Source organism: Gemmata sp. SH-PL17 (genome assembly GCF_001610855.1).
Taxonomy (GTDB): Bacteria; Planctomycetota; Planctomycetia; order Gemmatales; family Gemmataceae; genus Gemmata; species Gemmata massiliana.
Window position 1 is genome coordinate 1,140,101 of record NZ_CP011271.1, and the last position, 13,763, is coordinate 1,153,863.

At 65.9% G+C, this 13,763-nt stretch carries 8 protein-coding genes and 1 pseudogene; all 9 read left to right on the forward strand.

The window, feature by feature from the left end; genetic code table 11:
• Nucleotides 1-138: 138 nt before the first annotated feature.
• Nucleotides 139-627, forward strand: a complete 489-nt coding sequence (locus VT84_RS04550) for a hypothetical protein (protein WP_082838677.1) — start codon at nt 139-141, stop codon at nt 625-627.
• Between the two features lie 325 nt (nt 628-952).
• The gene (locus tag VT84_RS04555) at nt 953-2,551 is read left to right on the forward strand and encodes a reverse transcriptase family protein (protein ID WP_082838678.1); all 1,599 of its coding nucleotides are present in this window, start codon (nt 953-955) and stop codon (nt 2,549-2,551) included.
• Between the two features lie 101 nt (nt 2,552-2,652).
• Nucleotides 2,653-3,597, forward strand: coding sequence for a PQQ-binding-like beta-propeller repeat protein (locus VT84_RS04560; RefSeq protein ID WP_082838679.1), 945 nt, complete (start codon nt 2,653-2,655; stop codon nt 3,595-3,597).
• A gap of 529 nt (nt 3,598-4,126) precedes the next feature.
• Nucleotides 4,127-4,717 carry a hypothetical protein gene (locus tag VT84_RS38080; protein WP_157469187.1) on the forward strand — a complete coding sequence of 197 codons (591 nt, stop codon included), beginning with the start codon at nt 4,127-4,129 and terminating at the stop codon, nt 4,715-4,717.
• A gap of 2,910 nt (nt 4,718-7,627) precedes the next feature.
• Nucleotides 7,628-8,389 (forward strand): annotated as a pseudogene (locus tag VT84_RS40475) (heme-binding protein); the annotation flags it as partial.
• 152 nt (nt 8,390-8,541) lie between these two features.
• On the forward strand, nt 8,542-9,213 hold the full coding sequence (locus VT84_RS40480; protein WP_162271590.1) for a ThuA domain-containing protein: 672 nt from the start codon (nt 8,542-8,544) through the stop codon (nt 9,211-9,213).
• A gap of 58 nt (nt 9,214-9,271) precedes the next feature.
• Nucleotides 9,272-9,922 carry a cyclase family protein gene (locus VT84_RS04580; protein WP_082838683.1) on the forward strand — a complete coding sequence of 217 codons (651 nt, stop codon included), beginning with the start codon at nt 9,272-9,274 and terminating at the stop codon, nt 9,920-9,922.
• On the forward strand, nt 9,922-10,662 hold the full coding sequence (locus tag VT84_RS04585) for an HNH endonuclease (RefSeq protein WP_082838684.1): 741 nt from the start codon (nt 9,922-9,924) through the stop codon (nt 10,660-10,662). The genes VT84_RS04580 and VT84_RS04585 overlap by 1 nt, the downstream gene beginning before the upstream one ends.
• A gap of 341 nt (nt 10,663-11,003) precedes the next feature.
• Complete coding sequence (locus VT84_RS04590) at nt 11,004-13,217, forward strand: protein kinase domain-containing protein (RefSeq protein WP_082838685.1); 2,214 nt, start codon at nt 11,004-11,006, stop codon at nt 13,215-13,217.
• The last annotated feature ends 546 nt before the right edge of the window (nt 13,218-13,763 follow it).

Genomic DNA, 13,763 nt, shown 5'->3' on the forward strand with positions numbered 1-13,763 from the left:
TTGAACGCGCCGCGCCCGCAAGGAAGCGGTGACAGTGGCTTCCTGAATGGTGAGTCGTACCGCAGATGGCGGCACCTCCCTCGCGGTCGCGGCTCGTTACGAGGACACGGGAGCCGAGCTAACTCAAGGGGCATTCTGGTGACGAAGTCGGTTCTGTTCGCGGGCGTGCTCGGTGGGCTGCTCGGTGGGTTCGGGGGCTACGCACTGTTGCGAACGCTCCCGTCGGCGACGAAGTCCGGAACGGGGGGCGAGAAATCAGCACCGAGCGAAACGCGCCAGCGGGCCGATGAATTGGTCACCAAGCTCCGCACGGGACAGGAAGAAGAGTTCTTCAATATGCTCCGCACGGGATTCATTGACCCGCTCAACGACGAACAGTTCGGGCGACTCCGACAAGGGGTCATTGAGTGGCGGCAGAAGTTCGCGCAAGAGTACGGCGCGCCGGGGGATTTCGAGTTCGGTCGCGAAACTGTGCTCAGCCCCTCGCTGGTCCGCGTCGCTTACGTGGTGAAACACGCGCACGGGGCCGTGGTGTGCATCGTGATTTTTTACAAGCCGGCGAACGACTGGCGAATTCTCGCTTTCAGCTTCAAACCGCTGGAAACCGCGTTCGATATGTTGCGCTGAGTGCATTCGGATAGCTGAGACGCGCGTGGCACGAATGCGCGCCAGCGTGTCTAACGGACTGACTGAAGTCAAGCGACCGGCTCCGAGACTTAAACATCCTGCGGCGCTCCGCCGCGGGTGCGGTTGCTTGCGATTGCGTTCCCAGGTGCGTTGTTCGTTTCGCCCGGATATCCGCTCCCGGACCGGGCTGAATCCACCGTCGTCCCCGGTCCGGGAGCGGATATCCGGGCGTTGGTGAACGCATCTGGTCCACGATTGAAGTCGGAGCCGGTCGCCTTGTTTACCCACCGACCACACGGTCGGGGTTCGTCGTGCGAGCGCTGCCATGAGCATGTTCGATTGGATCTTCCGGCGCAAACGCGACACGACCCCGCCTCCGGAAAACGCTCCGCTTTCTGTTCCTCCGCCGCCCGACCCGCGCGGGCAGCAACCCGCACCCAAAGCCGAACCACAAACGGAAACACCCACCGACCCGTACTCCGCGTCGGAGTTCTTGCCCATCTCGCGACAGGAGATCGTGGATGCGGCCCAGAAGCACGGGCGCCTGCTCGCGACTGCGTTCCAGTTCGGCCGCCAGAGCATCATCCCGCCCGTCAGCGACCCGCGGACCGAGATCATCGACCGCGCGCTCGTCACGCACGGGTTGCTCTCCCCGGAAGAACTCAACGAGATCCACCGCGTCGGCGAGGAGTACGAAAAGGTCCGCCCGACGGAGACGGGGATCGCGGCCGCAGCCGGCTTAGCGGGTAACGCGGCGGTCCAAGCGTACCGCGAAGCGAAAGAGCGCGAGAAGGCCCGCAAGAAGGCCGAATCCGCCGCCCGCAAGAAGGAGCGCGTGGAGGCCGTTCGGCGCCGCCGGGCCACGGACATCATCTTTTTGGGGCGCGGGGTATCGGGGCGGCTCCACCTGCGCATGAGTGACGAGGCGAAGCTCACCGCGCTCGGGCTGCCCGTGCTCCACGCGCCCGCGGACGTCGCGAAGGCCCTCGGGTTAACAATCAGGCAACTCCGCTGGCTCGGGTTTCACACGGAAGTGGCCACCCGCACGCACTACGTCAAGTTCCAGGTGCCGAAGAAGTCCGGCGGGATGCGCACGCTCGCGGCCCCACACAAGAAGCTCAAGGCCGCGCAGCACTGGATTCTCGAGAACGTCGTCAACAAGCTCCCGGTAACCGAAGCGGCCCACGGCTTCGTCGCCGGACGCGGGATCGTGACCAACGCGAACCCGCACGTGAACAAGGCCGTCGTGGTGAACCTCGACCTCTCGGACTTCTTCCCGTCGATCGCGTTCTTCCGCGTGCGCGCGGTCTACGAGCGCTGCGGCTACTCGGGCAGCGTCGCGACGGTTCTCGCGCTACTTTGCACCGAGTGCCCGCGCGCGGCCGTCACCTACGCGGGCACGAAGTACGAGGCCGCGACCGGCCCGCGCGGGCTGCCCCAAGGCGCGCCAACAAGCCCCGGGCTGTCGAACCAAGTCGCACGCAAGCTCGATAAACGGCTGCTCGGCGTGGCGACCAAGCTCGGCGTCACCTACACGCGGTACGCGGACGACCTCACGTTCTCCGGCAACGCGGACCTCGCGGGGAAGATCGGCTGGCTGCTCGCGAAGGTGCGGAACATCACCCGCGAGGAAGGGTTCGCGGTCAACGAGAAGAAGACCCGCGTGATGCGCCGGAGCGCGGCTCAGGTGGTCACGGGCGTCGTGGTGAACGACAAGCCGTCCGTGAGCCGCGACGAGATCCGCCGGCTCCGCGCGATTCTGCACCGGGCCAAGAGCGAGGGGCTTGATGCCCAGAACCGCGAGGGGCGCGAGAACTTCCGCGAGTGGCTCGCGGGCAAGATCGCGTTCGTGAACATGGTCCGCCCGGACGCGGGCGCGAAACTGAAAGCCGCCCTGGACTCATTGGGCGACCGGCCGGCGTGAGCCGATCGGTGATGATGTTTCGGTCCGTTTGCTGACGGCTCATTTACTTGCCCCGATCGCCTTACCAGCCGGTTTACACCGGCCGTTCGCCAGGAGACCTCATGCGACTGTTCCTCTCCCTCACGGCGCTCGCGTTCGCGCTGCCCGCGTTCGCGGCGGATGCGCCCAAACATCCCGGGTACCGCGTGCTCGCGCAGGACAAGGGGCACGTGGTGCTCGTCGGGGCCGATGGCAAGATCGAGTGGGAGGTGGAGTGCAAGCACAACTCCCACGACATCGACCTGCTCCCGAACGGCAACCTGCTCCTGCACACCGCGCCCGCGACCGTGACCGAGATGACGCCCAAGAAGGAGGTCGTGTGGAAGTACGAGGCGAAGCCGAAAGAGGGGTACAAGGGGCGCATTGAGGTCCACGCCTTCCAGCGCCTCGCGGACGGCAACACGCTCGTTGCGGAGAGCGGTAACAAGCGGATCGTCGAAGTGAACAAGGACGGCAAGATCGTGAAGGAGATCGCGCTCAAGGTGGACCGGCCGGACCCGCACCGCGACACGCGCATGGTGCGGAAGCTCGACACCGGGAACTACCTCGTTTGTCACGAGGGCGACGGGTGCGTCCGCGAGTACGACGCGACGGGCAAGGTCGTGTGGGAGTACAAGCTCGACCTGGGCGGGCGCAAGGCTTCGGACGGCCACGGCCCGGAGGGGCACGGGACCGCGGTGTACGGCGCGCTGCGCCTGGCGAACGGCAACACCGTGATCTCGGGCGGGAACAACAACCGCGTGCTGGAAGTGAACAAGGACGGCAAGGTGGTGTGGAGCATCGACCAGAAGGAGCTGCCGGGTATCACGCTCGCGTGGGTGACGACGCTACACGTGCTCCCGAACGGCAACCTCATCGTGGGGAACTGCCACGCGGGACCGGACAACCCGCAACTCTTCGAGGTCACGCGCGACAAGAAGGTGGTATGGACCTTCAAGGACTTCAAGATCTTTGGTAACAGCCTGGCAACGGCCCACGTGCTGGACATCAAGGATGTGAAGCGCTAACCAGATTGCTGCATTTACGAGCAAGAACCCCGGAATTGTCGGGGTTCTTGTATTTCCCATCTCGGTTGCCCCTATTTTCTGGCTCATGAGGCGTCAGGGTGAGAGGGATCGTCATGCGGAGCGTGTCCGGTACAGCGTGCTTAAGGTCGTAGCTACACGGGAAGACGGCGACGTATTGGTCGAGGTAGTGCGTGCTGGTCCCGCGGACCGGGCGCAGAAATGTCCGTAGCGCGGCCCCCCTTCGAGGGTGTCGTGGACTTCGCGGATCTTGTCCCCGCTGTCATCGCGCGCCCACTCCCGTTGGCTCGGTGTGGGTCACGGTCGCGTGGCCCCGATTGTTTTCGGGCAACCGGTTGTACCCTTTCCATTCGTCCGTTTACACCATCGCTCCCGCACTCGTGGACGATCACACGAATGCGGTCCGCGCCTCCTGGTCCGTGTGCCCGACGACCCCCAGGGTGACTTCGCCACGGTCCCGGCTGACCACGCCGAGTCTCGCGCCCGCTGGGTCCGCGGTTTGAACGAATCGATGGCCACCGCCAGCCCGGGCGTGTCCCGGAGCCGGGCCGGGACTCGCCGGCAGCGCGGGGCACCCGGGTCCGGCATCCGCGTGGTGCCCCGCCCGGACCTCCAGCATTTGATCCGGAACGTGCGGTGGAACCGGGCGGGGGCGCTGTCCACTCTCGGGCGCTCGGGGGAAGCGCTGCCCGTGTGGGACGAGTTGCTCGCGGCGAAGCACGCCGAGGCCACGCGGAACGAATTCTGGTCCCAACGGGCCGTGAGCCTGGCCGCGGTCGGACGCGGCCGCCGAGGTCACCGCCCTGACCGCGGACCCGAAGGCCGCCCGGCTCATGTGCTTCCGGGGCGCCGAAACTCTGGCCGCAGCGTCGGCGTCGGCCCGACGAGACGCTGCGATGCCCGCGCTCGCCCGGAGCGTTTGGGCCGAAGTGTACGCGGCCCGCGCGATCGAACTCTGGTCCGTGCTCGTGACGCCGGGTACCTCGTGACGCGCGACGGCAAGCGCGAATTGGCGACGAGCCCCTACCTGGTCCCGCTCCGCGAGCGCCCGGGATTCAAGCGCGTGGTCGCCGCACCCGCACCGCCGACCGTTCCGAAATGAACGACGGTCTGCTTTCCGGGCCATGTTCTCCCCGCGTACCCTCGTGCTGTAGGTCTCACCATCCGGGTTCGCGGTCCGCAATCGCCTCCGCCGCGCAGGTTTTCCCCGACGCTCGTGGGGCGGCGGGTCGGCCCCCTTAACAACCCACCCGAGTAGCAGACGCTGTGACACAGGGACGTCACCTGAGCTTGACGGCACGGCGCAAGGGGTTCGGGCTGTCACGACTAACGTCACTTCCGACCAATAAGTCAGAGACCCGCGCATCCTCTTTGTGCGTTCAGCTCGACCGGGATTTCACTTCCCCGCGTTTGCGGGTCGCGGCTACCATCGGAACACCTCTTCCGGGAACCGTGACTCATGCTCTACCTCCGACTCGCTTTCGTCCTTCTTTGCACACTCACCGGGCGGGTCGTCACGCACGCGGTCGAGCCGTGGACCGACGACAAGCTCCCCGTTACTGACGGCATCGCGTTGTGGTTGGACGCGGGCCGCATCGACGCCGCGCACAAGGCCAACAAGGAGAAATTCCCGGCAGGTGGGAAGCTCGCGACGTGGTTCGATGGGTCCGGGAAGGGGCGGAATCTGAAGCAAACGGTCACGACCGCGCAGCCGAAAATTGTGAAGGTCGGTGACGCGAGCGTCGTGCGCTTCGACGGCGAAAACAGTCACCTCCGGTTCACGGGCAGTAAAGACGACGCGAAGGCATTCACGGCTTTCGTAGTGGTCGCGCCGCGAGCCAACCCCGGCGCGTTCCGCGGGTTCTTCGCGCTCAATGCCCCCAACGGGCGCGACTACGAAACCGGCCTCGCCATCGATATGGGACCGAACTTCACGCCGCGCTTCACCGATCTCAACGTGGAAGGCCGGGGGTTCGGCGGATGGCAGAACCTGCTCAAGCCCGGCGGCGACTTCGGCAAGCTCTATCAACTCGAAGTTCGCGGGAACCCCGAAGCCAAGTCGATTCGACTGTTCACGGACGGTATCGCGAACGGTGAGCGCTCTTGGGCACCAGTCGCGTTGAGCTTGGCAGAGATTACCGTCGGCGCGCGGTTCTACACCAACGGTCCCGGCGCACACGAGGTGCGCGGACCGGCCCGGTGCGACATCGCGGAGGTACTACTTTACGAGCGCGCGCTCACCGACGACGAGGCGAAGAAGGTGCGCGGGTACCTCGCCGCGAAGCACGCGAACTTGAAGCAGAACCTCCCGCCCGAACCACCGGCCGCGGGCGAGCGCCTCGTGCCGGTTACGGACCCGCCCGCGGTGCAGGTCTTCGTGCCGGGGTTCACGGTGAAGCAGCTCCCCGTCGATCTCACGAACGTGAACAACGTGAAGTACCGCGCGGATGGGGCGCTCGTGGCGCTGTGCTACAACGGCGACATCTGGGTGCTGAAGGACACTGATGGCGACGGCGTCGAGGACAAGGCTGAACTGTTCTGGGAGAATAAAGGGCGGCTCCGGGCGCCGATCGGAATGGACCTCACGCCGCCGGGGTACAAGCACGGCGCCGGGGTGTTCGTCGCGTGCAAGGGGAAGGTGACGCTCATCGTCGACACCGACAACGACGGCAAAGCCGATAAGGAGATCATCGTCGCGGACGGGTGGAAGGAGATCGTGAACAACGTGGACGCGCTCGGCGTCGCACTCGACCCGAAGGACGGGGCCGTCTACTACGGGCGCGGGGCGTTCAGTTACACCGATGCGTACCGCGTCGACAAGGACGGCAAATCGCAATACTCGCTCAAGGACGAAGAAGGAACGATCATCCGCGTCGCCCCCGACTTCAAGACGCGCGAAGTCGTCGCGACCGGCATTCGGTTCCCCGTGGGGCTGCGATTCAACAAGGCCGGCGACCTGTTCTGCACGGACCAAGAAGGCGCGACGTGGCTCCCCAACGGCAACCCGCTCGACGAGTTGCTCCACATTAAACGTGACAGCCTACGACACTATGGGTTCCCCCCGCGGCATCCGAAGCACCTGCCCGACGTGATCGACGAACCGAGCACGTTCGATTACGGCCCGCAGCACCAATCGACGTGCGGGTTCTGTTTCAACGAGCCGGTGAAAGATGGTGGCCCCACGTTCGGTCCAAAAAGCTGGGCGGGCGACGCGCTTGTAACGGGCGAGTCGCGCGGCAAACTCTACCGCACGCAGTTGGTAAAGACGGACGCGGGCTACGTCGCGAAGAATCACCTGTTCGCGTGCCTGAACATGCTCACCATCGATTGCTGCATCGCGCCGGACGGTTCGCTCGTGGTCGCGTGTCACAGCGGCGGGCCGGATTGGGGCAGCGGACCGACGGGGAAAGGCAAGCTCTACAAGATCAGCTACACCGACAAGGAGCACACGCAACCGGTGCTGGTGTACCCCGCGGGGGCGCGCGAGGTCCGCGTCGAGTTCGATCGGCCGGTCGACCCGCAATTACTCCGCGACGTGCTGGCACAAACGAAGCTCACCGCGGGGAAGTTCGTTCGCGCCGGCGACCGCTTTGAAACGCTCTGGCCGGGGTACGCGGTCGTTCAGGCCGAGAAGCTCGCCCCGCGCTTCAACGTAGCAGTTCATTCGGCCCAACTCACACCCGATCGCCGAACGCTCGTGCTGGCCACGGATCCGCTCCACGGCGCCGGGCACTACGCGCTCACGCTCCCCGGCATGGGGCGCCCCACAAAGGACAAAACGCCGAAGGGCACACTCCCGCAGCACCCGCAGATCGACCTCGACTTCGATTTGAGCGGCTGCGAGGCAACGTGGAGCAAGAACAAAAAGGTCGTTTGGTCCGGTTGGCTGCCGAGTTTGGATCCCGCGACCGCGCGCAAGTTTACGGAAGGTAGCGGTACTCACGAATTACTTTGGAGCGCCAGCAGCGGTGTGGGTGAGTTCGCACTCAAGACGCAACTGAACCTTAATCAAATGCTCCGTCCCGCCGTCCAACCCGGATCAAAGCTCGACTACGAGCCGCCAGCAGAGAGCGTGAATGTGGGGCTCGCTGTGTCGGACTCGTTAGAAGTGATCGCACCCGACGCCAAGGGCGCACTGAGGATCGAGGGCAACGGCTCACAAACGACTGGCGTTCTCAGGGGTAGTCCCAAATCCGGCCGAACCACGCCCGTTGAAATTCGTGTCGATTCGGCGGTGCTCAGTGGGCCGAAAGTTGTTGTCAACTACTCCACAAACGAAGACAAACGCCCGCGCCCGTTCCCGCTCCACCGCGCGCTTGTTCCGTGGGCGGACACGAAGGCCGAAATCGGGAAGCCGATCGAACTCGCGCGCCCGAAGGAACTCGACGGCGGCAGTTGGGCACGCGGGCGAAAAGTGTTCTTCAGCGAACAGGCGTCGTGCTTCAAGTGCCACAGCGTCCACTCTCAGGGTGGCAGCATTGGTCCCGATCTCACGAACCTCATTCACCGCGATTACGGGTCCGTGGTGCGCGACATCACGCAACCGAGTTTCGCCATCAACCCCGATTTCGTCGCCTCGGTGGTCGCTCTGAAGGACGATCGCGTACTCACGGGCGTGGTACGCACGGTCGGCGATAAGCTCCACATCGGTGACAACAAGGGAGCGACCACGATCGTCGATCGGGCCGATGTGGAGTCGATCAAGGCGTCGCCGCTGTCGGTCATGCCGGACGACCTGCTGAAGAAGCTCCCGCCCGATCAGGCCCGCGATTTACTCACGTTCCTGCTCACTCCCGCACCGCGCATGCCAGACGATTACGCCGGCCCTGAGAAGCGTCCCAAACCGCGCACGCTCGCGGAGGTGAACGCGGCGCTCGCGGGGGCGCCCAACCCGCCCGAGAAAACGCGCCCATTCGTGTGGTGCTGGTGGCAGGCCCGAAGGACCACGGGAAGGGCGAGCACGATTACCCCGCGTGGCAGAAGGCGTGGGCCGAACTGCTCGCGGCCGGTGACAAGATCGAGGTCGCAACGGCGATGGACTGGCCCGCGAAAGAAGAGTTCCAGAAGGCCGACGCGATGGTCTTCTTCCAGCGGGGCGACTGGGACGCGAAACGCGCGGCCGAGATTGATGCGTTCCTCGAACGCGGCGGCGGTCTGACGTACCTCCACTGGGCGGTGGACGGGCGCGGCGACGTGCCGGGGTTCGCGAAGCGCATCGGATTGGCCGCCGATAGCGGTAAGATTAAGTTCCGGCACGGCCCGCTCGATCTCACGTTCAACACGGACGCGAAGCACCCGATCACGCGCAACTTCGACAAACTCAAACTGGTCGACGAGAGCTACTGGCTACTCACCGGAGACCTGCCGAAGACGCGCGAACTCGGCTGGGCAACTGAAGAGAAAGAACCGCGCCCGCTGTTCTGGTCGGTCGAGCACGGGCGCGGGCGCGTGTTCGTGTCGATCCCCGGCCACTACTCCTGGACGTTCGACGACCCGCTGTTCCGCGTGCTGCTCCTGCGCGGCATCGCTTGGACCGCAAAGGAACCAGTGGACCGGTTCAACGACCTCGTGTTGCCCGGTGCGGACGTGGCGAAGTGAGCCCTAGGACCGCGGGCATCTTGCCCGCATCCCGGACTGTAAGGAATCGAGGGTGCCCATGCTGATTGACGTGAGCCACACGATCGAGAGCGGGATGATTACCTATAAGGGGCTGCCCGCGCCGCTCGTGTGTGACTTCCTTTCGCGCGAGGCGTCGCGGGCGATCTATGCGCCCGGCACCGAGTTCCACATCGGCAAAATCGAGATGGTCGCGAACACCGGGACGTACCTCGACGCGCCGTTCCACCGGTTCGCGGACGGGATCGACGTCGCGCAACTGCCACTGGACCGCGTGGCACACATCCCCGGACTCGTGGTGCGTTTCGACCCGGCCGCGGGCCGCGCGGTTACGCGGAAGTTCTTTGCGGGGCTTGATGTTCGTGGGAAGGCGGTTCTCGTTCACACCGGCTGGGACGCGCACTGGCGCACGGACCAGTATTTCGAGGGTCACCCGTTTCTCACGGGCGACGCGGCCGCGTACCTCGCCGAAGCGGGCGCGGCCCTCGTCGGGATCGATTCGCTCAACATCGATGACACCGCCGACGCCCAGCGCCCGGTCCACACCGCGCTGCTCGGCGCGGGCGTGCCGGTCGTGGAGCACCTGACGGGACTCGCGGCTCTGCCCGATTTTGACTTCCGATTCTTCGCGACCCCTGTCAAAGTGAGAGGCATGGGTACGTTCCCCGTGCGCGCGTTCGGACTCGTGTAATGAACCCGCAAACCGGCCAAGTCTATGCGCGGCGGCGCGGCGGAAAGGCCGAAGTGGTCCGCATTTCGGTCGTGACGGATGAGTGGGTCGAGTTCCAGTTTTTACACGGACCGGAACGGTCCCTGCGAGCCGGTTCGGGGCGCTGTAAGGTCAAAAACTTCGGCTCCGCGGGCTGGGAGCCGACGGACGAGCGCGCGGAATACACCCACCTCGACGGCGCGACGCGCTACGAGACGTTCCGCGTCCTCGACACCAAGGGCGAGCCGATTTTAAGATGCAGCGCGAAACGGGCCGCGTTCTATTTGCGGAAGGGGTACGCCCACAAGATCGCGCCGAACGTGTTGCAGTTCACCGACCCACAAACGGAAGACCGGCTCCGCGAACTGTACCTGGGCGGGTTCACCGAGTTCTTCATGGAGGTGAAGAACGACCGGTGCGTGTGCTGCGGGGCCAGGACCGACCTCACGCGGCACCACGTCGTACCGAAGCGCCACAAAAAGAGCGTGCCGCAACCGTGGCGCTCGTGTTTGTCGAACGTGCTGTTCGTGTGCAGCGGGTGCCATCGCACTTACGAGGACGCGCCCGAACCGGCGATCGAATCGAGCGCCGACTGGCGGGCGTTCGTGTGGGCGTGGCGCGATCACTTTCGGGCCGTACTGAAACCGCAGTTCCTACCGAACGGGTGGGACATCATTTCCGTACAGAATTTCGCGGCCCTGGAAGGCTTGTGCGGTGGCTAACCCACATCGTTCTGCGACGCGCTAGTTTGTCCCTTAATTCGGCCGTTCGGCCCCGCCCCGGGACCGGTCCGCGTTCCCGTTGTACGGCGGACTTCGTGTGGCGCGTGAATTCGCCCTTCACCACCGGGCGAATTTTCGCGTACCGGGCGCGAATCGGGGGCGATTACCGGGTTCCCGCCGTCCACTTCTCCGCCATTCAGTTGTCACCACCGGAATCGTGCCGCAGGTTTGTCGCGGACCAGCTTCTGTGAGCCGGCCGATCCACGACCTGACGCCCACCTGTTATGAATCTCTTCCCCCGAAGCCGAAACGACGAGCGCGATCGCGTTCGGGAGGGTTTGATGTCGCCCCTGGTCGATGAGTTCGCGACCGACCTGGAGCTGCCCGTGATCGGGAGCAGCCCCGGTACGATGGAAGCGGCGATGCCCCCGGCCCAGTCCCTCCTCGCCCGGCTCCTGTCCGCGCAAGTGCTCATGCCCGAAGAGTGGGAAGAGGTGCCGCCGGACCACCGCGACGTGCTCACCCGGCTCACCGCGGTCGACGCGCTCCTGGCCAAACTGCTCGGGCTGCACCTGCTGACCCGGTTCCAGGTGGACACGATCCGCAAGGGCGGGGCCGACGACCTGATCCTCGGGAACTACCGGCTCCTCGACATACTCGGCCAGGGCGGGATGGGCACCGTGTACCGGGCCGAACACATCCTGCTCCGGCGCCAGGTGGCGCTGAAGGTGATGTCGCGCTCGACGGACGTCAGCTCGCGCCTGATCCACCGGTTCTACGGCGAGGCCCGGGCCGTCGCCCGGCTCCAGCACCCGCACATCGTGACCTGCTTCGACGCGGGCCGGCACTCCCGGGCCGGGAGCCAGGCGCGCGAGTACTTCGTGATGGAGCTGATCCCCGGCCAGGACCTGTTCACGCTGGTCCGGGACAGCGGGCCGCTCCCCGCGCTGCGGGCCTGCGAACTGTTCCGCCAGGTGGCCGACGCGCTCGGCGAGGCGCACCGCCACGGGCTGGTGCACCGCGACATCAAGCCGAGCAACGTGCTGGTGACCCCGGACGGGCAGGCGAAGGTGCTCGACTTCGGCCTCGCGCGGCTCCCGACGCAGCAGATGACCGAACCCGGCGTCGTGCTCGGCACGATCGGGTACATGGCCCCCGAACAGGCCCGCGACCCGCACTCGGTGGACAGCCGCGCGGACCTGTTCAGCCTCGGGGCGACGCTGTACTGGGCGCTCACGGGCCGCGACCCGTACCCGGAATCGGGGAACCCCGTTCAGGACCTGCACCGCCGGTTCACCACGGTGCCCGCGGCCGTGCGCCGGGTGCGCCCGGAGGTGCCGGCCGAAGTGTCCGACCTCGTGTCGCGCCTGATGGAGCCGGACCCGGAGATGCGGTTCCCGTCGGCCCGCACGGTGTCCGCGGCGCTCACCGGGTTCACGCTCTGGTTGCCGCACGGGGTCACGCCCGCGGCCGGGAACTCGCGCCAGGAGCGCATCGGGCGCGGGCGCGTGGTGCTGGTCGAGGACGACCCCGGCGTGCGGGCGCTCATGGTGGCGCTGCTCCAGGACCAGTACGACGTGCGCGAGGCCGAGGACGGCGAGACCGCGCTGACCGAGATCACCCGCGACCCGCCGGACCTCGCGGTGGTGGACGTCGGGCTGCCCGGGATGAGCGGGCCGGAACTCGTGGAGAAGGTCCGGTCCGCCGGGTTGGACTCCGAGCGCATGAAGGTGCTCATCACCTCCGGCGACCTGCCGGCCGAGGCGCTCGGCGGGCTGTCGGTGTCGTCGGCCGACGACTTCATCAGCAAGCCGTTCGCGCCGGTCGAGTTCCTGTCCCGGGTGCGGGCGCTCATCATGCGCCGGCCCGCGAAGTCGAGCGATTCCGATACCGTTCTCACCCCGCCCCCGGTGGGCACCACGCGCCCGGTCGCGGCCGAGACGCTCTCGCTCACCGTGTCGCGCCTGCTGGCCGAGACGCAACTGGCCGCCGACGGCCAGTGGCAGCGGCTCACGCGCTACGTGCGGGCGCTGTGCCGGGCGCTGCCCGACACGGGCTCGTACATGCAACTGAAGGACGACCGGTACGCGGACGTCCTGGCCGCGGTCGCCCCGATGTACGACGTCGGGCTGCTCGGGGTCCCGCGGCACACGCTGCTGAAGCCCGGGCGCCTGGACGCCTCCGAGCGCTCGATCGTTCAAACGCACTGCTCGATCGGCGCCGAGGTGCTGGTCGGCGTGGCGCAGGCTTACGGGAGCGAGGTCCAGGGGCTGGACGTGGCGGCCGAAGTCGCCCGCAGCCACCACGAGCGCTGGGACGGCACCGGGTACCCGGACGGGCTGATCGGCGAGGAGATCCCGCTCGCGGCCCGCGTCGTGTCCCTGGCCGCGGTGTACGAAGCGCTGCGGAGCCGGCGCCCGCACCGCCCGCCGCTCAGTCACGGGCAGACCGTGAAACTGATCTCCACCGAGTCCGAGGGCGAATTCGACCCCACCGTGGTCGCGGCGTTCCTGAGCATCGCCCCGCGCTTCGAGCAGATCCACCTGGGCAAGTAGCCGTTCACCGCGATTGTTCTGCGGTGCCGTTTAGTACGTGAAAGTGAGCAGATGCGGGCACCCACCCGCTCGTCAACACTCGTCAAGAGACTCAGGCGAACGGTCGGTGTGAATCGCGAAGATTATTTGACAGGATTAACAGGATCGACCGGATTCCAAAGGCAACTCCGCGTTCGGTCTTATGGCCATTGAGTTCTCGCTTCGGCGACCCGGTTGGGGTGGGTAAATTGCTAACATTTGCTAACGTTTTGGCCCCGGATTAAAGCCAGACATTCGTCGCAAGTAATTTGGCTAGCAGGATTTGTGTTTTGAAAGCGCGTTAGCAATCTGTTACCCGCTTGGCGAACCCCGCGAGGGTGGCGGGTCATTAAACTGGTGGACCTACAGCACGCCACTTACCCGCTGCCCTTGCGGGCAGTGCCTATCGCTTCGCTCGGCCATTTTTCCTGATCCGTCCGTGGTGGCTCCGCCACTGCACGAGCTATCGATAGTGTGCGCATTGACACTTTGTTTGTCAAATGAAATGCACTCGATCCCAGTTCTGTT

Bases quoted from the DNA above. Each gene is read 5' to 3' on its own strand.
- VT84_RS04555 (WP_082838678.1), top strand. From the start codon at position 953: ATGAGCATGTTCGATTGGATCTTCCGGCGCAAACGCGACACGACCCCG.
- VT84_RS04560 (WP_082838679.1), top strand. From the start codon at position 2,653: ATGCGACTGTTCCTCTCCCTCACGGCGCTCGCGTTCGCGCTGCCCGCG.
- VT84_RS38080 (WP_157469187.1), top strand. From the start codon at position 4,127: ATGGCCACCGCCAGCCCGGGCGTGTCCCGGAGCCGGGCCGGGACTCGC.
- VT84_RS04580 (WP_082838683.1), top strand. From the start codon at position 9,272: ATGCTGATTGACGTGAGCCACACGATCGAGAGCGGGATGATTACCTAT.
- VT84_RS04585 (WP_082838684.1), top strand. From the start codon at position 9,922: ATGAACCCGCAAACCGGCCAAGTCTATGCGCGGCGGCGCGGCGGAAAG.
- VT84_RS04590 (WP_082838685.1), top strand. From the start codon at position 11,004: ATGTCGCCCCTGGTCGATGAGTTCGCGACCGACCTGGAGCTGCCCGTG.